The organism is Actinomadura pelletieri DSM 43383 (assembly GCF_003634705.1).
GTDB classification, from domain to species: domain Bacteria; phylum Actinomycetota; class Actinomycetes; order Streptosporangiales; family Streptosporangiaceae; genus Spirillospora; species Spirillospora pelletieri.
This window is the reverse complement of sequence record NZ_RBWU01000006.1, coordinates 1-21,793: the sequence shown is the minus strand read 5'-3', so window position 1 is coordinate 21,793 and position 21,793 is coordinate 1. Positions and strand designations below refer to the sequence as shown.

The 21,793-nt window shown below is 66.6% G+C and carries 28 protein-coding genes and 1 pseudogene; 24 read left to right on the top strand and 5 right to left on the bottom strand.

Annotation, left to right across the window (positions count from 1 at the left end):
* Positions 1-160 precede the first annotated feature (160 nt).
* The 19 genes from BZB76_RS25345 to BZB76_RS34295 all read left to right on the top strand — a co-directional run bounded on the left by BZB76_RS25345 (position 161) and on the right by BZB76_RS34295 (position 12,333).
* Entirely contained in the window at positions 161-367 is a 207-nt protein-coding gene (locus tag BZB76_RS25345) for a hypothetical protein (RefSeq protein WP_117404342.1), read from the top strand.
* 160 nt (positions 368-527) lie between these two features.
* Entirely contained in the window at positions 528-788 is a 261-nt protein-coding gene (locus tag BZB76_RS34310; protein WP_147339715.1) for a DUF8033 domain-containing protein, read from the top strand.
* Between the two features lie 27 nt (positions 789-815).
* Positions 816-1,211, top strand: coding sequence for a hypothetical protein (locus BZB76_RS25340; RefSeq protein ID WP_121436963.1), 396 nt, complete (start codon positions 816-818; stop codon positions 1,209-1,211).
* 126 nt (positions 1,212-1,337) lie between these two features.
* Complete coding sequence (locus tag BZB76_RS34305) at positions 1,338-1,607, top strand: hypothetical protein (protein WP_147449536.1); 270 nt, start codon at positions 1,338-1,340, stop codon at positions 1,605-1,607.
* A gap of 284 nt (positions 1,608-1,891) precedes the next feature.
* On the top strand, positions 1,892-2,251 hold the full coding sequence (locus tag BZB76_RS25335) for an immunoglobulin domain-containing protein (RefSeq protein ID WP_121436962.1): 360 nt from the start codon (positions 1,892-1,894) through the stop codon (positions 2,249-2,251).
* Between the two features lie 179 nt (positions 2,252-2,430).
* The gene (locus BZB76_RS25330) at positions 2,431-2,799 is read left to right on the top strand and encodes a hypothetical protein (protein ID WP_121436961.1); all 369 of its coding nucleotides are present in this window, start codon (positions 2,431-2,433) and stop codon (positions 2,797-2,799) included.
* Positions 2,800-2,972: 173 nt separating this feature from the next.
* Entirely contained in the window at positions 2,973-3,593 is a 621-nt protein-coding gene (locus tag BZB76_RS25325; protein WP_121436960.1) for a hypothetical protein, read from the top strand.
* Positions 3,594-3,825: 232 nt separating this feature from the next.
* Entirely contained in the window at positions 3,826-3,984 is a 159-nt protein-coding gene (locus BZB76_RS34940; RefSeq protein WP_170180743.1) for a hypothetical protein, read from the top strand.
* A 64-nt stretch (positions 3,985-4,048) separates the two neighbouring features.
* Positions 4,049-4,567, top strand: coding sequence for a hypothetical protein (locus BZB76_RS25320; RefSeq protein ID WP_121436959.1), 519 nt, complete (start codon positions 4,049-4,051; stop codon positions 4,565-4,567).
* Between the two features lie 121 nt (positions 4,568-4,688).
* Positions 4,689-5,039, top strand: coding sequence for a ParB N-terminal domain-containing protein (locus tag BZB76_RS25315; RefSeq protein ID WP_158581701.1), 351 nt, complete (start codon positions 4,689-4,691; stop codon positions 5,037-5,039).
* Between the two features lie 376 nt (positions 5,040-5,415).
* Entirely contained in the window at positions 5,416-6,057 is a 642-nt protein-coding gene (locus tag BZB76_RS25310; protein ID WP_121436958.1) for a hypothetical protein, read from the top strand.
* Between the two features lie 21 nt (positions 6,058-6,078).
* Positions 6,079-6,204, top strand: a complete 126-nt coding sequence (locus BZB76_RS36460) for a hypothetical protein (protein ID WP_281273910.1) — start codon at positions 6,079-6,081, stop codon at positions 6,202-6,204.
* A 224-nt stretch (positions 6,205-6,428) separates the two neighbouring features.
* Entirely contained in the window at positions 6,429-7,520 is a 1,092-nt protein-coding gene (locus BZB76_RS25305; protein WP_121436957.1) for a DUF932 domain-containing protein, read from the top strand.
* A gap of 243 nt (positions 7,521-7,763) precedes the next feature.
* Complete coding sequence (locus tag BZB76_RS25300) at positions 7,764-8,282, top strand: hypothetical protein (protein ID WP_121436956.1); 519 nt, start codon at positions 7,764-7,766, stop codon at positions 8,280-8,282.
* 123 nt (positions 8,283-8,405) lie between these two features.
* On the top strand, positions 8,406-8,726 hold the full coding sequence (locus tag BZB76_RS34300; RefSeq protein ID WP_147449535.1) for a hypothetical protein: 321 nt from the start codon (positions 8,406-8,408) through the stop codon (positions 8,724-8,726).
* Positions 8,727-9,286: 560 nt separating this feature from the next.
* A complete protein-coding gene (locus tag BZB76_RS25295; protein ID WP_121436955.1) occupies positions 9,287-9,544 on the top strand; it encodes a hypothetical protein in 258 nt (85 codons plus the stop codon).
* 108 nt (positions 9,545-9,652) lie between these two features.
* Positions 9,653-10,288 carry an RNA polymerase sigma factor gene (locus BZB76_RS25290; protein ID WP_121436954.1) on the top strand — a complete coding sequence of 212 codons (636 nt, stop codon included), beginning with the start codon at positions 9,653-9,655 and terminating at the stop codon, positions 10,286-10,288.
* On the top strand, positions 10,281-11,714 hold the full coding sequence (locus BZB76_RS25285; protein ID WP_121436953.1) for a DUF4407 domain-containing protein: 1,434 nt from the start codon (positions 10,281-10,283) through the stop codon (positions 11,712-11,714). Before BZB76_RS25290 ends, BZB76_RS25285 begins: the two co-directional genes overlap by 8 nt.
* A 127-nt stretch (positions 11,715-11,841) precedes the next feature.
* Positions 11,842-12,333, top strand: coding sequence for a GIY-YIG nuclease family protein (locus tag BZB76_RS34295; RefSeq protein ID WP_147449534.1), 492 nt, complete (start codon positions 11,842-11,844; stop codon positions 12,331-12,333).
* Here BZB76_RS34295 and BZB76_RS25280 read toward each other — a convergent pair.
* From BZB76_RS25280 to BZB76_RS25265, 4 genes are read right to left on the bottom strand one after another with little or no spacing between them, the layout of a single operon-like run.
* Complete coding sequence (locus BZB76_RS25280) at positions 12,311-12,712, bottom strand: hypothetical protein (protein ID WP_121436952.1); 402 nt, start codon at positions 12,710-12,712, stop codon at positions 12,311-12,313. The two genes, BZB76_RS34295 and BZB76_RS25280, sit on opposite strands and share 23 nt — an antisense overlap.
* A complete protein-coding gene (locus tag BZB76_RS25275) occupies positions 12,709-15,051 on the bottom strand; it encodes an integrase (protein WP_121436951.1) in 2,343 nt (780 codons plus the stop codon). The genes BZB76_RS25280 and BZB76_RS25275 overlap by 4 nt, the downstream gene beginning before the upstream one ends.
* Positions 15,048-16,868 (bottom strand): hypothetical protein, encoded by a 1,821-nt coding sequence (locus BZB76_RS25270; RefSeq protein ID WP_147449533.1) that lies wholly within the window; start codon positions 16,866-16,868, stop codon positions 15,048-15,050. Before BZB76_RS25270 ends, BZB76_RS25275 begins: the two co-directional genes overlap by 4 nt.
* 5 nt (positions 16,869-16,873) lie before the next feature.
* Positions 16,874-18,421 (bottom strand): site-specific integrase, encoded by a 1,548-nt coding sequence (locus tag BZB76_RS25265; RefSeq protein WP_211343185.1) that lies wholly within the window; start codon positions 18,419-18,421, stop codon positions 16,874-16,876.
* 313 nt (positions 18,422-18,734) lie between these two features.
* Between BZB76_RS25265 and BZB76_RS25260 the strand changes: the two genes are divergently transcribed.
* The 5 genes from BZB76_RS25260 (at position 18,735) to BZB76_RS25240 (ending at position 21,637) form a co-directional block, all read left to right on the top strand.
* On the top strand, positions 18,735-19,001 hold the full coding sequence (locus tag BZB76_RS25260) for a hypothetical protein (protein ID WP_121436949.1): 267 nt from the start codon (positions 18,735-18,737) through the stop codon (positions 18,999-19,001).
* A 231-nt stretch (positions 19,002-19,232) separates the two neighbouring features.
* A complete protein-coding gene (locus tag BZB76_RS25255) occupies positions 19,233-20,411 on the top strand; it encodes a DNA cytosine methyltransferase (RefSeq protein WP_147449532.1) in 1,179 nt (392 codons plus the stop codon).
* A gap of 41 nt (positions 20,412-20,452) precedes the next feature.
* Positions 20,453-20,680: a hypothetical protein gene (locus tag BZB76_RS25250; protein WP_117404327.1), complete on the top strand. Its 228-nt coding sequence runs from the start codon at positions 20,453-20,455 to the stop codon at positions 20,678-20,680.
* A gap of 292 nt (positions 20,681-20,972) precedes the next feature.
* Positions 20,973-21,191, top strand: a complete 219-nt coding sequence (locus BZB76_RS25245; protein ID WP_117404325.1) for a hypothetical protein — start codon at positions 20,973-20,975, stop codon at positions 21,189-21,191.
* Positions 21,188-21,637 carry a hypothetical protein gene (locus tag BZB76_RS25240; protein WP_147449531.1) on the top strand — a complete coding sequence of 150 codons (450 nt, stop codon included), beginning with the start codon at positions 21,188-21,190 and terminating at the stop codon, positions 21,635-21,637. The genes BZB76_RS25245 and BZB76_RS25240 overlap by 4 nt, the downstream gene beginning before the upstream one ends.
* Before the next feature lie 71 nt (positions 21,638-21,708).
* Here BZB76_RS25240 and BZB76_RS25235 read toward each other — a convergent pair.
* Positions 21,709-21,793 (bottom strand): annotated as a pseudogene (locus tag BZB76_RS25235) (IS5/IS1182 family transposase); the annotation flags it as partial.

The following is a 21,793-nucleotide window of genomic DNA, read 5'->3' as shown; positions in this document are numbered from 1 at the left end:
GTGTGAGGTGCGGAGTTACGAGGCGGCGCGCAGTCTCCCGGCTAGTGGACGCGGCCAGTCCACGCCACCGGCTCCCGAGCACAACGCATCACGCGGCCAACGGCCTGCGTGAACGCCGACCTGCGAACAACCCCTCAGTTCCGCAAAGGAGGCGGTCCCGTTGCGGCCCCTGCTTCACCCTCACCTGCACCACGACGACCACCACCGCGCCCACCTGATCGCCCCGGTCGCCATCTTGCTGGCCGAACTGGCAATCATCCTGCACCTGCACATGGTTGCCCTGCACCTGGCCCTGGCGATTGGCGCGTTCGGCCGCGAGACCTACATCACCCTGCGCCACCGCCGGACGGACAGCCCCGTCCAGTAACCCAGCCCAGCCTCCCGCCCGGGGCCTCGTCCCCCCGGGCGGGAGTCCTCCCCTGCGATTTTGCGAGGTGATCGTGATGGGCAAGGTGTCCATCCGCTCCGGCGTTGGCGGCCCTGACGGCCCCCTGGCCCGCCTTCAGCCGTTCGATACTCACGGCGCCATGAGCGCCGTGCCCTACGCACCGTCCTCGACGGGACGGTTGCCGCTGCCCTGGGCGCGCCAGTACGACAGTGACGCTCGCGGGCCGGGGATCGTCTACACCGTCCGCTCCTATGCCACACCGATCGCCTGGGTGCGTGCCGACGGACGGACGGTCATCCCGCCGGTGTCGTATTCAGCGACCACGACCCGGCACCAGAACCTGTGCCGTGCTTGGCTGGGCGCCGCCGCTACGGCTTACGAAGGAGCGGCAGCGGCATGACCCAGATCATCAAGTCCAGTACGGGCCGTGCGGCACTACCACGTGTACGACTCATCCCTCGGTTGTCTGCCCGAGTCTGATCCGTACGTCACCGATGACCCGAGCGACGCGGTGGAGACGCTGGCGAGTCTGCTGGCCGACTGGGGTGAAAGCGACGACACGGCCGACGGCGCGTACGCTGCCGAGGTCGCCGCCACCTACCGGGCTCCAGATCAGGAGGCCAGCGGGAAGGGCTGCATTGCGCTAAGCCGCTTGGAGTGCGGCCACGAGGTGTGCGAGATCGTCGGGTCGCGGTCATTCGAGATCCCGTTTGTGACGAACCGGATTGCTTGCGGTACTGCCCTGACGACCGGTGCCGCACCGTCGTGTTGGTGCTGCGGCACCCGCTTTGTGCTCTGGGACGCCTGTCCCTGGCTCGACTGACATCGGACTGTGGCCGTCACCGGCTTCCCGCCAACTGTCCCGCGCACCCTTCCGTTGGCAAGCGTGGGATTTGGAGTGATTTCTCGTACCCGAAGGAGAACAACCCATCAAGGTGCCCAATAGCAAATGAACGAGAACGAGCGGCTGATTCAGCTACGAGAGCAACTGAACGAAGTAGCACGGGTTATCAGAGAGTGGGACGCGGATCGCTGGCGGATTTCACATAAAGAGAACCACGAAGGCGGTGCTTTCAGCGATTGGCACGGCTCGGACGACCAAGCCGTGGAGATCGTGCGCCGCGTGCAAGACATTCTTGGCGAACCAGCCCGAGCGAAGCCCGTGAAGATCTGTCCTCCGGATGACGAATGTGAAGACTGCTCAGCTATTGCCGCGTAGCTAAATCCATCTGGTGCAGGAGCACGTGACAGAGCAGCAGTCGGTGATTGAAGACGCCCGTTCCTCTGCGCCATTGCCGACTCCGGGCATTTCCTCGACAACGGGGCCGACCACGGAGCGCCACGGCGCTCATCTCTCCGCGTCCGCCAATCCCGGTTCTCGGTCTGGACGAACCGTCTCCGAATTGTCGGAGGCATGAGTGCGTCCGGTCGGTGACCAGATCAAGGCGCGCAGTCGCCGCTCGCGTCCCGTGCGAGCGGTCAACCAAGAAGGGGGTATCCATCATGTCCACACCCACCGGCGACGCGATCACCGAGCGGTGGCTGTCTGAGCTACTGGCCGAACTCGGTGACGGCCCCGATCAGATTCACACCGCCCTTCGCGAAGCGAAGATCACTGGTCAGCGAGGCAGCCGGTATGACTGTCCCCTGGCCCGGTACGTCGCCGACCATGCGCGCAAGCGGGTGCCGTCGGCCCAGGTGAAGGTCCGGGTCTACGAGGGTGCAGTCGTCGTGGAGATCGAGGAATCCGACACCGGCGGGTACCGCGAGGTCGGCGTGGAGCAGTCCGAGGCCGTGAAGCGGTTCGTGCAGGCGTTCGACGGCGGCTACTACCTCGACCTGGTCGACCGGGCAGCCGCCTGACGCCGACAGCTACTCCCGAAGGTTCCGGCTCATGCGCCCGCGCGGGCGCGGTACGAGCCGGTCTGATCGTCCCGCAGGTCCCTGGCGAGGGGGTGGGGACCTGCGGGACCCGGCCGATCGGTGCACCAACGCTCAGCTCTGGCCGCGCCGCCGGCCTGGACGAAATGGGGGTTTCTTGAGTGCCCATCAACGATGCGATCACTGATCGGTGGCTGGCGCAGGTGCTGAGCAAGCTGGGAAACACTCACTCAGCCGTCGCTGCCAGGCTGCGCGCGGCGCAGGTCACCGGCCGCCCGGGAGACCCGTGCGCGTGCCCCATCGCGCGCTACGTCCTGGCCCGGGTCCGTGTGCATGTTCCGTCCGGCCCGGTGCTGGTCACCGTCACCGACAAGGTGTTCGTCGACATCGATGCGCCAAGCGGTGACGGCTACCGGTCGGTCAGCGCGACGGTTCCGGAGCCGGTCACCGAATTCATCACGGCCTTCGACTACGACGATCACGAACCGCCGTGCCTCTACGGCGACCTGATCGAACCCGGCTTCGCATGAGCTCCCGCGCTGGTGCGCTCGCACAGGCGGACGCTTCCTGAGCCCGCAACGTCGGGTCCTACACCGGGCCACTGCTGCCGCAAGCCCGCGAACCCACTCTTTCCGATCCGGTCCCGCAGGTCCCGACAGGGGGGACGGGGCCTGCGGGACCTCCCATCTGCGGGAGGGATTACATGACCACGATCGAGGTGAGCATTGACGTCCACCGCCTCGACGATGTGACCTTCACGGTGGACACCGGCGAGTTCCTGGAGTCGATCGGGCCGGTCGACCGCAAGGTCGAGGACGCGCTGAACGAGGCGCTGGACGCCTACGTCGACGAGCACGCCTACTACCAGTCCGAACGGTGGTACAGCCTGCTCCACGAACGCGACTCACAGAAGGTGCTGCACCACGCGCTGGCGACCGCGCTGGGCATCGACGCCGACGAGGTGTCCACCGACTACTCGTTCTGCACCTGTAACTGGGAGAACCATCTGTCCGAAGACCTCGGCGGCACCCTGTGGGATGTCGCCGACGGACGCCGGTTCCTGACCATCGAGTCCGGCGAGCGCGGGTTCATGAAAGCCGCCGTCGAGGTGCGCGCGATCACGTGCGAGGAACCGGCCTACGTCATCGCGGTCAACTCCACCGAGGTCAATATCGCCTGCACCGCCTGCGACTTCACCCTGGACACCGGACACGACCGCATCCCCTGGACCGACCTGACCCGCGCCGACGATGACGGATGGGCGCGCGACGGGCTGTTCTGCCCGCGCTGCCAAGCCCCGCTGACCGCCGAGGTGCGGATCTAACCCGGCCTTCCTGGCCGAGCGGGCGCGCTCCCTCGGTGGAGTGCCCCGTGGGGACGGAACTCGAAGGGGCGAAAGCCGCTGTCGGGAACGTGGTCCTGGGCGGAAGCCCAGAAAGGTGGGGTTCAACTCCCCCCCGTCCCTACGCAACGCGCTTACCGCACGCAGGGAAGACGGGATCCGTGAACGAGTACACCGTGACGCTGAACGTCGCTGAGGAGCCGTCGGGCTATGCGTGGAGATACATCACCCGGTCGAGAGCGCCGCGTGCGCCTGTGAGGCAGAACGGGTCGCCGCCCGGCGGTTCCGGAACGCGATGACCGCCCGCCAGGCCCGCAACTGCCGCGCCACCGTCGCCATGACCGTGCCCGGCGTCAACCGCTGGTTCTGGTGAAGCTGAACCAACCGACCCCCTGGCACGAGCCGACCGCACACCCCAGGACAGGAGGTGACTGTTGATGATCGAACTACCGCACAGCGGCCTGAGCGTGCCGCATACCGACCTGCATGTCATCAGCCTTCGTGAGGCCATGCACTCCTACGGCGTTTCCTTCACCGCCGTGCTGGCAGTAGGCCAGCGAGTCGTCGGCGTCGCCGAGAACGACGGTCGCGGCGGTCCAACGATCTTCCAGCCCGGAGCAGGCAACGTCTTCACGTGGCGGGACATGGAAGCCTTCGCCGCGCAGTGCCGACACGGCGGCGAACCGGTGGACGTCGGTGGGCTGCTGGACTGCCTCGTCGATGAGTACGACCTCGCCCGGCGCCTCGCCACCGCGGCAGAGCTGGGGCGGACCCTGATCCGCGCGGTCGTCATGGACCGCTACCCGACCAACGTGGTTGAGGTCGACCCGCCGGCAACAGATGCCCAGCGCGCTGCCCTGATCGCCCATCTTGCCGACGTGCCCGTGCCCGACGGCGCCCGCTGGGAGATCTGGGACGGCCACCGCTGGTCCCCCCTGACCAGCCAGACACCGTGACCGATCAGACCTGGTGGCCCCTTGTTCGGCCACAGCCCGCGTGACGTCGGGCGCATCCATGCCCCGGCGAGCGTCCAGGAGACGCCGCTATCGATCGCCAACAGACAAACGGAGGGACCCGATGAGCGATCGCGAAGTGTTTCAGTTTCTGGCCTTCCGGTGGGACATCACCAAGGCCCAGCAGATCGCAGCCGACCTGCCGGTCCACCGGTTCGACCCACGGCCGTGGTTCGGCTGGCTCGCCGCGATCGCCCTGGACGAGGACCACATCCCCGCCGTGGATCTGGATCGCCCGCTCATCGCGGTGCGGCTCCGCGAGGCCGACGGCTCAGCAATGATCATCGACGGGTGGCATCGCGTCGCCCGCGCTCAGCGCGACGGAGTCACGGAGCTGCCGATCGTGGTCCTGGATGAAGACCAGGAATACCAGGTGCGGATCTTCGGCGGCGACAAGGTCCCTTGCTCGCCGTGAATCGCCCTGGTCCGGACGCGGGCATGACGGCCAAGGCCGCGCTGCACTGCCACCCACAAGCGCTCGGTGTCACGTCGTGGATGTCTGTATCCCATCTCGACCTGAGGGGCGGTCCCGCACTGCCTGCATCGTCACCGGCTGCCCGGACGAGGTCCGCGAATAGGCCGAGACCCAAAGCCACACGCCTGCTGGCCCTTCTCATGCCCACCGGCACGGCTCGCCGCCAGGGCGAATCGGAGCCGGTGACCGCTCACCAGGTGTGGACATGGCGGGGCGGGAGATCGCGCTGACGGGAGGCGACTCCTCCCGTCGCGCCGACTCTGCGAATGACCAGCCATGGACCGTTTTCGGTCCCAAGCTCCGGAAGGGAGTGCCAATGCCTTCAACCACGACCTATCGCGCACAGCGGGCCCTGACCGGTGACGAGCTGACCGCAATCAGGAAACAAATCGAGGCCGCCGGTAGTCCTGCGGAGATCGTCGCCACGGTGGTGCGCGCGGTGTTCACCGTATTGCTGGCGCCGCTGGGCGAGTCACTGGACGACTACAACCGCGACCGCCAGCTCATCCCCGGCCAGTTCGCCCTCCCACAGACGCAATGGGAGGCGATCAGCGACGCGGCGCTGAACCGGGCTGACGCCTTCGCCGCCCGTGCCCTGCTGGCGTTGGAGCTGATCGACGTAATGCCGTGCACCTATCCGGACCCGGACGCGCCCGTCCCACCGGTAGAGCGGGTCGATCAACGCCCCTATGAGCATGTGCTAACCGTCGCGCGGGAAGCCACCGACGTCATCGCCGCCGCCAGCGCGCACTGTGACCGGCTCGGCGCCGCTTTCGGCGTCGGCTCGCCGGAATACCGGGAGGCGGTCACGTCCTGGCAGCACGGCCTGTCCCGGCTGTTCGCAATGGGCTTGGGTGCCCGGACCTACGTCACCCGCGACGGTCAGCTGTCGCTGCTGGTGCGCTGCGAGCCCGGGTTCCTTTACGGCATCGTCTTCCACCCGGTGCAGCGCCGGTGAACCCGGGACGGGTGCCGCGCGGTGATCAACGACGACGGTCACGCCTGGACCTACCTGCGCGATGACCCGGTCTGCCCGGACGGCGACCATACACCGTCCTACCCGCTGGACGCGCCCCACCCGGGCATCTGGCAATTCCATTCCTGACCGCGCGTCCACACGTGCGGCCCAGCGGCGCGAATAACCCGCCCTGCGCCGCACCGGCTGACTGCTAACGCCCCGAGGGCTGGGCCCACGGGGGCGTGCTTGTTCCCCCGGGGCGCCGCTGCCCGCACACGGGCCGCCCACGCAACCCGCCCGCCCCTTGCTGGGCTGCCCACGCTGGGTCAGCGGCGCCCCGGGCCGTTCCCGCAGAAAGGGGAGAGTCCCGCATGTCCAAAGAGACCTTGCAATGGCTGAACCAGAACACGCTGATCGGATTCACCGACAAGCGCGGCACGGCCTGGCACTACCGGGCCGACCTGCAAGGCACCGAACCCAACCACTACCCGGGCGCCATCCCGGTCGGCGACGTCAGCCGTCGTCTGTTCCACTGGGAACCGGTCGAGCAGCCAATCTACGTCCCCTCCTCGGGGATGGAGTGGACCCCTAACGGGCACGTCCCGATCCCCGGCACGGTGGAAGCGGTCACCGACACCGGCGTGCTCAAGCTGGCCCCCCTCCCGGATCGCAAGGCAATCCAGCGCTCCGACACCGGCCACACCATGGGGATCTTCACCGATTCCTACCAGCCGCACGAATACAACGAGTGGCTGATCAACACCATCGCCACGCTGCTGGACGACGACCTGTCGATTGGGTCCGCCGGGCTGCTCAAGAACGGCGCGGTCGCATGGGTGTCGGTCGAGGTCCCCGACAACGTCACCACCCCCGAAGGCGTGGAGTTCCGTCCCCACCTGTTCGGCGCGACGTCCTTCGATGGGTCGCTGGCCACCACGTTTAAGCGGGCCGTGACCAGCATCGTGTGCGACAACACCATGGCCGCCGGGCTCGGCGAGGCCGGCCAGCAGATCAAGATCAAGCACTCGCGGCACTCCAAGCTGCGCATCGGCGAGGCCCGCGAGGCGCTCAACATCATCTACCAGGTCGCCGACGACTTCGCCGCCGAGGTCACCGCGCTGTGCAACACCCGCGTCAGCGACGCCGAATGGGCGGCGTTCCTGGACGCTCACGTGCCGATGCCCGACGAGCCGGGCCGCTCGCGCACCCTGGCCGAGAACAAGCGCGACACCCTCGCCCGGCTGTGGAACCACGACAACCGCGTCGCGCCCTGGAAGGGCACCGCCTGGGGCGTGGTCCAAGCGGTCAACACCTACACCCACCATGAGCAGACCGTCCGCGGCGCGGAACGCGCCGAACGGAACATGCTTCGCGCCGTCACCGGCGGCGTCGACGAGCTGGACCACACCACCCTGCACACCCTGGCCACCGTGCAGAACGACCCGGCGCTCCTGGCGGCCTAGCTTCTCGGCCAGCGCGGGTCTCGGTGGGGCGCCGTGCCTGACACGGCGCCCCACCGATCCGAAGCCGCGTAACAACAGCCAGCACCCTGATGCGAAAGAATAAGCGCTACGAATTACGCGGCGGCAAATCAACGCTTTGAGGGCGCATGTGCGCCCGTTTCGGGTTACCCGTGCGGTGGCGTCTCAGCGACATGTCGATCAACCGTATTCAGCCGATTGGAGAGAGCAGAGAGGAGTGACGTCATGAGCAATTGGGCCAAGGCATATGTGACGATCGATGGTCACGATGTCTTCCCCGCCGAAGTGGCGACCTGGACGTCGGGGAACGGCGCCGCATGCCCGCGCTTCACCCGACAGGTCGCCGAACGAGTCGTCGAAGCCGTCACCAAAACCAAGCAGCGAGAGTCCTACGACGACGCCGAGGAGTTGTTCTGGGACGGTGACGTGATCATCTGCCGGGTCCCGGGAACCCAAAGCCAGGAAGGGTACGAGCCCGAACGGATCGAACCCGACCACGACGGCATGTACGCGATCGGGTGGAAGGCATGGACCTGGTCGGAAGTGTGGTGCCAGGGCGACACACACCCCGGTGAGCCCGATGACCTGGCCACACCAGTGGCAATCCTCACCTGGGCTGAGCTCGACCAGAGCAGGCCCGACGCACAGCCCGCCCTAACGGACGCAGCGTTCTGCGCTCCCTGCCTAGAGCGGGCGCGGGCCGCCCATCCGAAGGCCATCGTCACCTCCCTGCCCCCGCTGTAACCCGCGCAATGCACCGCCCGCATGGAGGCGGTGGCGAGCCGAGCCGGGCGTCGCCAAGGCAGACCAGATAGGCCGAGATCGCGGCCCCCTCCCGAGCATGTGGCCACAAAAAGACGCAGCCCGGTGACGCTCTGTATTGCCGTCGGGAGTTACCGCTTCAGAAAAGGGGAAATTGTGAATGTCACCGTGACGGTCGAGGTTTTTCATAACGTATCGAAGGATGCAGCGGGGAGACATCTGGGTTTCGACGGCTACCAGCAAGGCCATCCTGTGGTGAAGGTTTTCGAATTCCCAATGGAAGCCAACGAAGCCACTAAGCCGGTTCGCTTCGCCGAGACAGCGTTCCAGATCGGCAACGAGCTCCACGAACTGAGCGCGGACTATTACCGCCGCCGCCTTCGCTCGCTCAGCTTCCCCAGAAGCTCAGCGTGTTGCAGCAGGTGATGTTGCCTGCGTGAAGGTCAGGTGTTGTCGGCGGGTGAGGTCGCTGCTGACTAATAGTGTGTGGCATCTTCGGCGTGGTGATCATGGCTGCTGGTGGCTTGCCGACCTGCCGCAACCGCGGGCACGGCACGAAGCGGGATGTGCCGGGAATGCCGTCCAGGAGCCGCTACCGCTCGGCGCGCGCCGCTCGGACAGCGGCGTCGGCCCGCAGATCCTCCTCCTCAGCGGACGACCTCCCCGGCGGCTGCCTCTAGCGTCAAGCAGCGTGCGGGTATTCGCTGCTCGGTTGCGGCAGTCGCAGTGTTGGCACCAACCACGAAACTCGGCAGTCTTCCTCGGTGAGTGCGTTGTCTGGACGATGACCAGGCTGATGTCAACGGCAGGCTACGCGAGTTCCTCAAGATTTGGCCCGGCATGCTCCTCCCGGATCTACCGGCGAATCCCCCGCGACACTCTGATTCCGGCGTGTAGGGGTGGCCACCTGGCTGACCTGCGACCCAACGGGTGTTCGTCAACTCAGCGAAGGGTCATTACCAATCGCTGGAACAAGGGAGCTCGCCATGGGGGTAGCGGTCCTGCTCGTACTGCTGGCCAGCGCGATCAGCACCATCATCGCGCTCTTGGCCTTCATCCTGACGTATGCAGAGCAAGCGTCGTACTTCTGTGCTGTCCGGAATGGAGGTATGACCTTCGTTGCAGTCGTCACCTTGTCTCTCGTGGTGCTGGGGTTCCTCTGGACGGCCAAGCCTGGAGACCAACCTGCGACCGAGTCTCCGATTCCGGTCACCCGGTCGGCCATCCCGTCAGCACAGCCGTGATCCCAACCAGATTGCCCAATCTCTGGACGGACAGCACGGCCCGATGGGAGGTTCACATCGAGCAATTCGCGTGCAAGTTCTCCTCCGGAGCCGAACTGGAGCCAGGCCGTGGCTGCACCCGCCGGACCCGACGAGGATCCCGAGCGGATCCGACAGGTTGACCGGGAGATCGAAGTGTTCCAACAGCAACGGGGGGACGGATTCTATCGACTGGCCCGCAGCCAGGGACTGTGCCACGACGATGCCCTAGGGATCCTCCAGGACAGCCTGCTCGCACTGCGGAAGCGCCTGATCAGCAAGGGGCCAGTGAAGAATCAGCTGGGCTACTTTTGCACGATCGTGAAACATCAGATCATCGATCATTCCCGCCGGGTGGCCAGGCTCGGTGAGACACCCCTAGACATTACGACGTTGGACAGTTCGGCTTCGGGGTCACTGGACGTGATCCCGCAAGCGAACACCGCCAAGCCACGGTTGCCAGCGAAGCAAGCAATGCTGGAGGCCGCCACTCAGGCATTCGATGAACTCCCCGGCCATCTGCGCGAGGTGTACGAGCTTGCGGTGTTCGCGCAGTTGGAACCAGCCGAGATCGCGCAGACCTTGGGTAAGAGACCGGCGACGGTCCGATCCCACCTGTCCAACGCACGCGGTCAGGTTCAGCGGCGGGCTGAAGAGCTCCTCCACGCGCGAAAGGACCCTCCTCGCATGGAACGGGAAAGCAAGGGGGGAGACGGTGATGAGTGATGAGTTTGAGTCCCTCCTTCGGGACCAGTTCGACGATCGATACGACGCCGAGCACGAAGCTCGGCGGCTTCGCCACGCAACTGAACGACTCTCCCACGATCCAGCAGAAGACCAGCGTATCCAGGACATCGTCGATGCCGTCGACCACGCGTTGGCAGGTCAGGCTGAGCACGAAGCGGCCACCAGCGAGACACCACCGCAGGGTGAGCCTCCCCCTGAGACACCCGGTGTCGATCTGCCAATGGACACGGGAGGCCAACGGGCCCCCGACCCGCCGGTTGCCGCCATGCATCCGCCCGCCCGCTTCCCCGGGCGGGCACCCGGTGGGCGGCGGCACTCAAGGTGGTCAGCCGGACACACAGTTCCCAGCGACTTCCTGATCTGGCTCTCGGGCACAGAAGCGGGGATTCTTGAACACGCCCCGGCCGACCGCGCGAAATATGTTGGCATTGGCGGTGCCATTCTGACTGCTGGGACCCTCGTCACCGCCTCGATGTTCCTCGCCTTGCGCATGGCGGGGGGTACGCCGGTCTGGGCCGCGGTCATCCTCTCAGCGGTTTGGTTCCTCATCATGGTGAACCTGGACCGATATCTAGTGGTCTCGCTGCAACGTAGCCAGAGCACACCAAGAACGCTGCTCGGAATGCTGCCCCGCGTATTTCTGGCACTGTTGATCGGCGCGGTTATGTCCGCCCCACTGGTGCTCCAGGTGTTCGACAGGGAAGTCCAGGTGGCGGTGAGTGAGCTACAGGCTGACGCTTCCCTCCGATTCCAGAAAGAGCTGGCCGACAGCCCCAGCGGTCAGCGCATACGCGTGTTGGAACGGCAGGAGGGCGACCTGCGGGCCAAGATCACGGCGGGCAATCGACCCGGGCAAGTCCAGGAAGCGAAGCAGACTCTGTCTGGAGTGCAAGGCGAACTGCAACGCCTACGCGCAGCGCAAAAGGACCAACAAGAGGTGTTCGAGCGCGCCAACAGCGGTGATTCGGGCCTGCTGATCCGGCTCAAGGGACTGGACAAGGCATCCGAGGGAGACAGCCGGCTGCAGTGGGCCCGGCTCTTGCTGTTCTTGTTCATCACCATCCTCGGATGCCTACCGGTCATCATGAAGGCCCTACAACTGTTTGGTCCGCCCAGCGCGTATGACTACGCGCTGGAAAAGCACCGCGAGATGAACTGGCACCTGCTCCAGGACCAGTTGCGCAGCCAACAGGATATCGGCCTCATGGAGAACAGCGGCCTTGAGGCGTATACTCGCATGCTCCATAGCCGCCGAACCGAGATGCTCGAAGATCTCGTCGAGCGGACACTCGAAGCCGAAACTCGCGTCTATGAGGCCGATCTCAGCCGATGGCTTGAGACCCAGCTTCATCAAATTCAACAAAGGTCACCAGATCACCACACGACGGAGGTGAGGCGGCCTTGAGGCTGAAATCTACCGCCTTGAATTCAATTGATCTTTCGACCATCCCTGCGAGCGCCGGCTGCCGCCAGTTCACCAAATGAGATGTCGTCCAGGGAGAAACGTCGGTGCTTCGACCTATAGTGTGGCCATGCCGGTTGAACTCCCATACCTTGTCCTGCTGGTCGATGAACTGAGACCGGCCTTCGACAACCACTTCGGGACGAAACGACACCTGCTTTCTGGTGAACCACCCACTGACCCTGGCGTTTATGTATGGTCGTCAATAGGTCGGATGCTCTATATCGGTTCGGCGAAGTCTCTCGCCGTGCGCCTAGCAAAGGAACAGGGTTTGATCGACGGGCATGATCCAGACAATGAGTGGGAGGTCACCGTCATTCACCAGCTCAAACGCTTCGATGCGACGGTCGAGTGGGTTCCAACTGTGAGCCATCGGGACGCGCTCACGCTGGAGCGGCGTCTCATCGAGTGGCATCGGGCCTGCACTGGTAACGCGCCGCCAGTCGCCGGCTGGGAAGCCAAGCGTGGCAGCCGACGATGGCTCGCTGAACGTTGGGCCCGCAAGCTGTGGAATCAACGCGCCGCCGACAGTACCTCGCTCACCGAGACGGCAGGCAGGTGACCTTCGGTGCCTCGTGTTTGCGTATCTCCTTGCGGAGATTGTCGTTCTCGACGGTGAGGACGTGGATGGCGCGGGCGAAGGTTTCGCTCGCGGTCCGGTAGTCGTCGCGTTCGGTGCGTAGTGCTGCGACTTTGGCCTTCAGACGATCGATCTGTTCGTGGAGTTTCAGCTCAGAGTCTGGGATGCCGAGACGTGCGCGGCGTTCGGCGTTGAAGAGATCCTTGAGATCGACATGTTTGTGGGTCAGTTTGTTGCGTTTCAGCCCGGCTTCGGCGGCAAGGGCGACGATGGTCAGCTCGCCCGAGGACCTCAGGGGCTTTCCGGCGAGGAGGCGGTGCATGGCGGCGGTGATGGCTTCTCGCTCTTCGTCGTGGGTCATCGCTGCACTTCCGGAGTGGTGGAAACGATCCGGGTCTGTTCGTGCCGGTCGATGATCGCTTGGAGAGCGGAGATCCTCTGGCGGAGCCGGTCACGAAGTGGGATGGGGGTCAACGGGTTCGTGACTTCCTCGGTGAGTTGGTCGATCTCCTCGCGGATGCCCGCCATGTGGGTGTCGGTGCGGGCGATGTTGGAGCAGGCCGGGTCGCATCGGTCGATCGCCGGTGGTAGGTCACGGCTGGTGTTGCGGGCCCGGTCGGGGTGGCACAACGCTTTGGATGGATCGTTGTTGCAGGTCAGGAACGCTTCGGGGTTGTCGTAGACGTTGAAGCGTGGTTCGGCGAGCAGAGTGTTGGCTTGTTTGGGGGTGAGGAACATGCCTTCGAAGCGGGCTGCGCCGTCGGTGGCGGCGGTGAGCATCTGGTGTGCGGCCGGGCCGGAGATGCCTTCACCGTGCTGGAGGCGGTCGGCGAGGTCGCTGAGGTAGTCGGCCATGGTGCGGGCGGTTTCGATGTCGAGGATTCGGCGTAGGCCGTGCCGGGCCTGGCCGCAGTAGCCGTCGGTGATGGTCGAGGCCCAGGGGCGCAGATGTCCGTACTGGGTCGCCAGGGCCAGGCGGCCGCCGGGGAGGCGGGCGATGTGCCAGGCCAGGGTGCGCCGAAACCGGGACAGTCCGATGGGGCCCTCGGGGTCGGCCGGGATGGCCTCGGCGACCAGGCCTCGCTGTTGGGCGTAGTCGTTGACCCAGGTGATGAACTGGGCGATCCGCTGGCCGGCGGTCTTGGCGGTGATGACCTGGCCGGTGCGGCGGCGCCGACCATGGGGTCCGTTGGGCCCGGGGTCGGCGTTGGCAGGTGGGCCGCTGGTGTTAGTACGGCCGTGTCCGCGGACGGTGGGTGGGCCGCTGAGCCAGTGGGGGCTCAGCGGGAACAGGAAGCCGATCGTGGTGAGCTGTTCCAGGATGGCGATGGCGGTGTGAACGATCGGCAAGACGGTCCACTGGCGCGGTCGTCCTTCGGGCGCGGGAGTGCCGCTGCTGGTGCAGGTGCCTTTGAACTGCTCGCCGTGGAGCCGGAACCGCACGACCCCGTCGCCGCCAGGGCCGCAGCCAGGGCCACTGCCAGGGTCGGGGGCGGGGCAGCAGCCGACTCGCAAATGCAGGACTTCGGCAGGACGAACGCCGCTGAGGTAAGCAACGATGATCATCGCCGCGGTAGCCAGCCGGGTGGCCAGCAAACGTGCCTCGTTGTAGCTGATGCCGGTCGCCCAGGGGACGCCGTGCAGCAGGGCGGTGATCGGGACGTTCAGGGGTGCGCTGTCGGCCACTTTCAGTAGATCTCGCCTCTGGACGTGGCGGCGGATCATGTTGTTGACCTGGGCGAGGCTGGCGCCGGTCAGACCGGCCAGGTAGGACTTGGCGATTGATCGGCGGCCTTTGACGATCTCGCCGGGCAGAGGCGTACCGGTGCGCGTGTGCTCATCCAACAGTGCGCGCAGGCGGGCCCCGGCCGCGGGAGTGGTTCGGGCGCCGATGTTTGCTTGGAGACGTTGTTGTTCGGCGAGCGCGGCCAGGATGTCAGGGGCGAAGTCCTGGACGAACCGCTGTGCCCAGATCAGCAGCGGTGACATGACCGCAGGGTGGATCGGTGGCGTGGTGTTCTCGTTAACGCCTGAGTCGGTGGGCAGGAAGTCCCGCATGCCCTGGGTCTCCCATGGCGGCATCACCACCCGGTCCGTGCGTGGCAGGCGGGGAGCGAAACCCCAGAGCAGGCTCACCGAATACAGGGCGCGCACGCGTGTGCCTTGCGAGACCGCCAAGCCCGCGATGTGCAGGGCGTAGTCCTGGTGACAGTCGTCATCGACGTCGGCCAGGCGGATCACGCCTCGCTCGGCGAGCCAGCGGGCGTAGCGTCGCCACGCTTCGACCGTGGCCGCGATCGTGGCGGCGCTGGGCTGCTCGGCGCGGGACCTCGCCGCACGCTCCAGCAACTCCGGTGGGGTGGGCAGGTTCACCAACGCCCATCCGGCGCGTTTGAAGGCTAGGCGCAGCGGCTCGGGGAAGGTGCACCAGTTGAGGCTGCGTCCGGTTTCGTGGTGGCGGTTACTGAGGGGCGCCAGGTCCCACACGTCCTCGCCGAACCGGGAGATCGCGACACTGATACTCGCCGGGAGCCGCTGTGGGGTGGCGAAGGGTTCATGGTCGGCGGGCTGGATCTCAGCGGCCCGGCCCCCGGCGCGCACCCCCGTGTTCATCTCGGTGTTCATCTCGGTGTTCATCTCGGTGTTCATCTCGGTGTTCATCTCGGTGTGCGCCGTCTGTGGCGTGGTGCCAGAGGTCATGACGCGTCGTATCCGCGGCGAAGCAGCCGGTCGATCAGGAGCCGGTCGTCTTCGCTGATACGGCGGGTCGCCTCGGCGCGTTCCGCCGCGGTGGTGTGGCCGTTCAGCAGGTGGCTGAGCCGGAGGTAGTGGATCTTCCAGTCCTGTTCCCAGACCGGAGCCTGCACGATGGCGCGCAGCGCTTCCAGCGCTTGGTGCAGGTAGGCCAGCCGGGGCAGGTGGCGGCGGGTGGCGACCGCGTTGCGGCAGGCCAGGCAGATCAGGAACGAGGCCGTGCAGGGCTGGCCGGGTTCGCTGAAGGGGCTGGCCGTGAAGTCCAGGCAGGCGCCGGTCGCGGTGTCCAATGCCCCCTCGGCGACTGCGCGGAGCTTGGCCGGGTCGTCGATGACGTCGGTGAGTTCGTCGGCGGAGGCGCCCAGATGGATCCGCATCTGGACGGTGGCGGCGGCGTGCGCGGCCGCGTCCGTCAACCCGCGAACGACGATCTGCTCAAGCTCGTCTCGGACGGCGGGATCACGCAACAGGTAGACCGATTCGTGGGTGGCCGGGGTGTTCTGGGCGGGTTCCCGGCGCACCAGCACCTGCACGGTCCGGCGCAGGCGGCGCAGGCTGACCGTGAACGCAGCGGTCCCGTCCGACAGGTCCTCAACCAGACCAGAGCGGGTGGCCCACTGTCGCTGGACCAACTGGTTGGGCACGCCGAGGTGGAACACCCCCTTGCCGGGACCGGCGTCGGTGGCGCGGCGGCTGATCAGCAGCCGGTCGGTCGGCCTGCCCAGCAGCTCCAGCGTGAGCCGGGCCGGCTCGGTCGCCTCGATCGCCTGGCGCATCAGCCGACCAGCCGAGCCCGGGCCATGGTCGACGAGGTTGGCCGAGGAGTAGCGCAGATGGGCCGGGCGCCGGCGCTTGTAGATCTCGGTCCGGTAGATCTCCAGGCCGTTCTCGCCCATACCGGGGGCGTCGTCGGGCACTGGCATCTGGTCCAGCACGGCCCGGTTCCAGCCCTGATCGCAGATCAACAGCACCGCCAGCGCATACGCCTCCTGCAGTGTCAGCAACAACCGGCCCCAGGTCTGCTCCGCCGCCCGCCCACCGCAGGCGCGGACATAACGGGCCAGCACGGTGCGCTGCTGCCTTCGCCCTCGCGGCACGTCCCCGGTCCGCAACACGCTGTCGAGGGCCTCACCGATCAACCAATCGGCGCTGCGCGGCGCGAACTCGCCCGCATGCCAACGGCCCAGATGCGCGCGGCCCTGCCGGATGCGCGTCAGCGCGCTGTTGAAGGTGACCGCCGCGACCGCCCGGATCCGCTCGAACTCCTCGCGGGTGTAGGCGGCTTCGGTCGGGTCGGGTCTCTTGGGAATGCGACGGCCCGCGACAGCGATGGTCTCGGCCGCAATCCCCGGAACGTGGGGAAGCCACTGGCGCGTGACGCTGATGCCCACACGCCCATGGACGGTGTCGGGTCGCGACAATCGCCAGCTCGCCCAGACCGCTGGCGTGATCTCACCCGCCTTCTCCGGGGGATGGTCCAGGTCGGCCACGTGGCGCAGAAAGGCGCGAATCACCTTGTAGCCGGTTCGGCATGTGGCCGCAGCCCGCCAGTTGCGATCCGGCCCGGCCAGCCGCTCGAACCCCGCAGCGCACGCCCTCAGCAGGTCCCGGGAACCGGGAAGCACCGAAAAGTCATAGCGCCCTTCGACACCGCCGGACTCGCCGAACACCGTCACCACCAGGCCGCCCTCATCGAATGCGGCCGGGCGGACATAACCGCCGGGCGGCAAAGCGGCCTTGCGCTGCCCACGCCCCGACCCCACCTGGGTTACTCCTCGCCCCAGGGACTGCCGCTCAAAGCGCCGACAGCGTCATCCTCGACATGGCCCACGGCAGCCTGGCCGGGGTCGAGGTCCATCACCAGACGACTCGCACTGGCGACCCGTGCCAGCACCGCCTCCAGCCCGTCGGCTTCGGGGTCGTCCAGGATCGACACCAGCCGCAGGCCGTTCAGCGGCTCCAAGTAGATCATGCGTGTCGTCTGCTCGCTGCGATGCCCAAGCAGGTCCTTCACCAGGTGAAACGCGTCCCCGTAGACACGCCGGACATGGTCGCGTTCACCCTGGGACAAGCCGAACCGCCGGTCCAGCGCACGGTGCAGCGTCACCAGCATCTTCAACGCGAACGAGTGCCGACAGGTGTGCGGCGAGATCCACACCGGCTTGCCGAACCGGGCGCACCGCTCGCTGCCCGCCGCGAACACCGCCTCCCACGAGGTGTAGTCCATCGGCATCCCGCCCTCGGTCAACCACAGCTGCACCGGTTCCAGCCCATCGCCGCCGCGCAGAAACAACCGACGTCGCTCCTCGGCATCCAACTCGTTGATCGGAGCATCGGCCGCCCTGCCCAACGCATCCTCGAAATGCACCCGGCGCTGCCGCCCCGACGAGATCCTGGTGATGACCAGCTTCCCCCGCAGCGCCTCATAGCGGCCGGCACGCTGCGCCCGGCCGACAGCCGCCCGGCGACCGGTGGCCATGTAGGCCGCCACCGCGGCCACCGCGCTGACCGACACATAGAACATCCGCTCGCGACGCTTGGCGATCGCGGCCGCCACCGTCCCCTCACAGAAGGACGCACCGGCCATCGCCTCCGGAACCTCCAACGTCAGCAGACACCCCGCCTCACGCAACCGCAGCCCGCTGTCGAACAACAGGTCAGCGAACGCCGAGTTCCTGCCGTCGTTCCGACCCCGCCAGCCCGGATCCGGCAACCCCCGAGCGTCATACCCGCGCAGCCCGATATCCCGCCATAACCGAAACGTCCGCGGCGTCACCCACTTGACGTTCGACGCCCGCACATCCTTCGGCCGGTTGGCCGCCACCTCCAGCCGAGTGCCGTCCCGCCGAGCGACCGTGCACGTGGCCACCGGGCTGCGCTCAAGGTGGCCCCTGGCCACCGCCCAGTCATACAGCAGCTTGAACGCCGCAAGCTCCCGCGCCCACTTCGCCCCGCCGATCCGCCGCGGATTGTCCGGCGACCGACGCCGCCACGCCTCATAGTCGTCCAGGTCATCACAGTCAGCCTCGTCCCAGTACAGGCCCCGATGCCACAAGAAGGTGAACCACAACCGGTAGTCCTTGACATACGACTTCTGGCTCTCCCCGGCCAGAAACGCGAACCGCGACCGCCGGAAGAACGCCGCCAACCGAGGATCGACCCTGCACACCGGGTCGATCAGGATCGGCATGCCCCGCTCGATCCCCAGCCGCCGTTCCCGCCCGTCGATGTCCGCCCACTCCCGCAGCAGATCGCCACACCCCTCCGGCGCCTCGACCTCCCGAGCGGTCCAGTACAACGACCACTCACCGGCCAACGCGGCGGATCCACCGACGAGACCCCCGGAAACGACCACCCCCCAACCGTAGAAGTCCGACTACCGACAGTGATCGAGCAACACGCCTGAACCTGCAAGGGAACTCAGCGTCGGAGACCTGGTCAAGATCGGGCTGCTGTGGTTGTCGTGCGAACCGGCTGGCTGGCAGCCCATCACCGATCACCACCCTAACGACATCACCGCCACCCACGAGGGCGAGCATGGCACCCAACCGTGGAGATCCTGATCGCGTCGGGACGCAGGTCGGTCCGCGCGGCCACGAACGGCAACGTACGAAAGGAGGAAGGCGCTAATGACCCTCGGCTGGCCTGCGGCATCGGGTTGGCAGTCCACTAACGGCGACACCATCAAACACCTCGTCGCCTGGCAATGGCAGGCCGGACAGCTGATCTGCGTGTCATGCATGCCGATCGGCACCGGGCTGGAACTGTCGGATCGGTTCCCCGAATGGGCTGACGTGATCGGTGAGGTCTACCCCTGGACCATCCCCGACGGCACCGCCGAAGACGACTTAATCTGCGACTTGTGCGGCCAACCGATCATCGCCCAAATCGCCTAGCTGACGACGGGGACCCGGCCCACTACCGCACCTCACAGAGGTTGGAAGACGCCGAGTCTTCCAACCACGACGGGGGAAGCCGACCGTGCTAAAGCGGCACCGACTCACGCTAGCTGGAAGGTGCGGCGCTCTGCGTGAATGCGGTCGCGCTACCTGAGATGACAGACCCAACCAATTCGCGCCGCGCGGGATGCCGGTGCGGAGCCTTTTGTGTACTCGGGGGAGGACAGCGTGCTGACATCGGTGCACTTGATGGCCGGTGGTGGAGGTGATCTGGCCGGGTTCGCGCTGGCCGGTTACGACACGCTGGCGGCGGTCAACCATCTCCAGGCCGCAGTGCAAACAGTTCTGCTCAACCGGCCGGGGAACGGCATTGTCGAGGACGTCTCGCGGCTGGACATGCTGAGCCTGCCGGGCGCCGATGTGCTGGTCGCCAGCCCGATCTGCACTGAGGCGGCGCCTGCCGGCGGCAACGCCGTCCGCCAGCAGCGCCAGCAGCCGTGGGCGGCGACGCGGGCGACAGCGTGGTGCCTGATCCGCTACGCCGAGATCCACCGTCCGGCCGTGATCGTCGGAGAGAACGTCCTGCGGTTCGCGCGCTGGGACCTGTTCGAGCCGTGGCTGAAGGTGTTCGAGGCGATGAACTACACCGCCCGGATCGTCCCGGTCAACGCCGCGCACATCTCCTCGCCCGGCAACCCGGCCGCCCCACAAGTGCGCGAACGCCTGGTGTTCGTGCTGGCCCAGCGCGGTATCGAGGTCGATCTGGAGGTGCGCCCCGCAGCGAGGTGCCGCGTGTGCGGGCCCGTGCAGGGCGTGCGGTGCTGGAAACCGACCGCGACCATGATCGCTGGCCACCTGATCGGCGACTACGACCCCGGCACCGGCAGGCACGGCGCCTACTACTACCTCTGCCCGGCCGGACATGGCCGGGTCGAACCAGCCACGACCGCGATGGCCCCGGGGATCGACTGGTCGCTGCCGATGCGGCTGGTCGCCGACGGGCACCGGCGCGGACTGTATGCTCCCGCCACCCGAGCCCGGATCCGGCACGGCCTGACCCGCTGGGACGGTCGCCCCTTCGTGGCGATCCTGCGGCGGCACAAAATGTCGGAATCGCTGGACGGCCCGGTCGCCACGATCACCGCCGCGGGCACCCACCACATGCTGGTCCAGCCCGGCGACGACCGGACCATCGATGGCTGCCGGGTGCGGATGTTCACCACCCCGGAAAAGGCATACGCCCAACGGTTCCCTGACAGCTGGAAGTTCGTCACCCGGTTTCCCAGGGCCGACCGGGACAAAGTCCCCCACGGTGCCACGCCAGATGGGCTACTCACTGGCAACGCCGTCCCCTCGAACATCGCCGAATGGGCGGGCGAGCGCATCAAATACGCTCTCACCGCTTGACCGCCCAATCCGGCTCCTGCGATATGTGAAAGGAGGCCACTGTGCGGACGATCACGCTCGGAGAAAACGACGACCAGCCTAGCGCTTTCGTTTCCGATTTGACCGCTGGCGACAGCTACGCGCCCTGGTACATGGATGGTCCCGGCGCTTGGCAAGAACTGCTGGAAGACCCTGTCCAGCACGGCGACGAGATCTACCTCTACCACGTCTCCGATGATGGAGCCTCTCCCGCCATCTTCGACGCCTCCACGCTGGTGCGCGTCCGGTGAATGCCGCAAGAGCTCGCGGCTCGACGGCTCGGCCACCAAGGCGGTTCATAGCCAGGCGAAGAGCTGAAAGCCGAGCGCCGGGCACGCACTTCAGCCACCCGGTATCGCTCCGTGAATCGAGTGGTTTCCGGCGTGGCTCCTCCTGACCGCCTGAACGACATCGTTGCCCCGCTGGAGGCGATCAATCATGTTTCTGTCGACGTTGCGAACGAGTCTTCGAGCGACCTTGAGTCCGCTGCTACGGATGGTCTGGGATGGCGAACGCTTGGCCGGTTGGCGCTGCCGTGCGGCAGTGTGTCTGGCGGGCGCTCACCTGGACCATGTCACCGCTGGGCAGACCGCCGTCGCGGTGTGCGGCTGCGGCGAACCGGTCGCCGAATACTTCGGGGACTGGTTCCACGTCCTCAACCCAGAGCTGCGCGGCACCGATGACCACTGGGCCAAGCCGACGCCCGGGACGGTGGTCCGGTACCGGCACTGGCGGCCCCTGGACACGCTGGACCCGCCATGAGCCACGAGCAATGGCCGGGCGTGGATGAGGCCGTGGCGGCACTGCGCGAGGCGTTCGGAACTGCCTACGTCGAGCACACCGGTGGCGGCTGCTTCTCCATCTACGTCCCGATCGAAGGGATGGGCGTTCTGTCGGTCGGGGACATGCACGGACCGCTGGGCGACAGCAACCACGGCTGGGGCGTTGAACTGATCGACCCCGACGGCGACTACGCAGGGCCGGTCTGCAATGTGCCAGACCGCAGCGTCCCCAAGCTCATTGAGGCGCTGCGCGCGTTCCTGCGCGACGGCACCCGCACCGGGCTGACCCACCACGACCTGGTGTGCATGCGTCGGGACCAGCATCACGCCGACACCGGGCATTTCGTCAACCCAGCACACGCGGGCGATCCCGAATGCATTGAATGCCAGGAAATCCACCAAGGATTCCAGGCCGACGAACAATGAGGCAGGGCGGCGCAACATTTTTCACGAAGGCGAGCCTCATGGGGCTCCGGCCTGGCGGTTTAGACGTCATCTCATTTGGCGAGTCGGCGGTGACAGATGAGGGTGGCGGCGATGCCGACGAAGGCCAGGAAGTGCTCGGGCTTGCGTTCGTAGCGG

Coding starts and splice junctions, on each gene's coding strand:
- BZB76_RS34310 (WP_147339715.1), top strand. CDS start 528: ATGAGCGCCGTGCCCTACGCACCGTCCTCGACGGGACGGTTGCCGCTG.
- BZB76_RS34305 (WP_147449536.1), top strand. CDS start 1,338: ATGAACGAGAACGAGCGGCTGATTCAGCTACGAGAGCAACTGAACGAA.
- BZB76_RS25335 (WP_121436962.1), top strand. CDS start 1,892: ATGTCCACACCCACCGGCGACGCGATCACCGAGCGGTGGCTGTCTGAG.
- BZB76_RS25325 (WP_121436960.1), top strand. CDS start 2,973: ATGACCACGATCGAGGTGAGCATTGACGTCCACCGCCTCGACGATGTG.
- BZB76_RS25320 (WP_121436959.1), top strand. CDS start 4,049: ATGATCGAACTACCGCACAGCGGCCTGAGCGTGCCGCATACCGACCTG.
- BZB76_RS25315 (WP_158581701.1), top strand. CDS start 4,689: ATGAGCGATCGCGAAGTGTTTCAGTTTCTGGCCTTCCGGTGGGACATC.
- BZB76_RS25310 (WP_121436958.1), top strand. CDS start 5,416: ATGCCTTCAACCACGACCTATCGCGCACAGCGGGCCCTGACCGGTGAC.
- BZB76_RS25305 (WP_121436957.1), top strand. CDS start 6,429: ATGTCCAAAGAGACCTTGCAATGGCTGAACCAGAACACGCTGATCGGA.
- BZB76_RS25300 (WP_121436956.1), top strand. CDS start 7,764: ATGAGCAATTGGGCCAAGGCATATGTGACGATCGATGGTCACGATGTC.
- BZB76_RS25295 (WP_121436955.1), top strand. CDS start 9,287: ATGGGGGTAGCGGTCCTGCTCGTACTGCTGGCCAGCGCGATCAGCACC.
- BZB76_RS25285 (WP_121436953.1), top strand. CDS start 10,281: ATGAGTGATGAGTTTGAGTCCCTCCTTCGGGACCAGTTCGACGATCGA.
- BZB76_RS34295 (WP_147449534.1), top strand. CDS start 11,842: ATGCCGGTTGAACTCCCATACCTTGTCCTGCTGGTCGATGAACTGAGA.
- BZB76_RS25280 (WP_121436952.1), bottom strand. CDS start 12,712: ATGACCCACGACGAAGAGCGAGAAGCCATCACCGCCGCCATGCACCGC.
- BZB76_RS25275 (WP_121436951.1), bottom strand. CDS start 15,051: ATGACCTCTGGCACCACGCCACAGACGGCGCACACCGAGATGAACACC.
- BZB76_RS25260 (WP_121436949.1), top strand. CDS start 18,735: ATGACCCTCGGCTGGCCTGCGGCATCGGGTTGGCAGTCCACTAACGGC.
- BZB76_RS25240 (WP_147449531.1), top strand. CDS start 21,188: ATGAGCCACGAGCAATGGCCGGGCGTGGATGAGGCCGTGGCGGCACTG.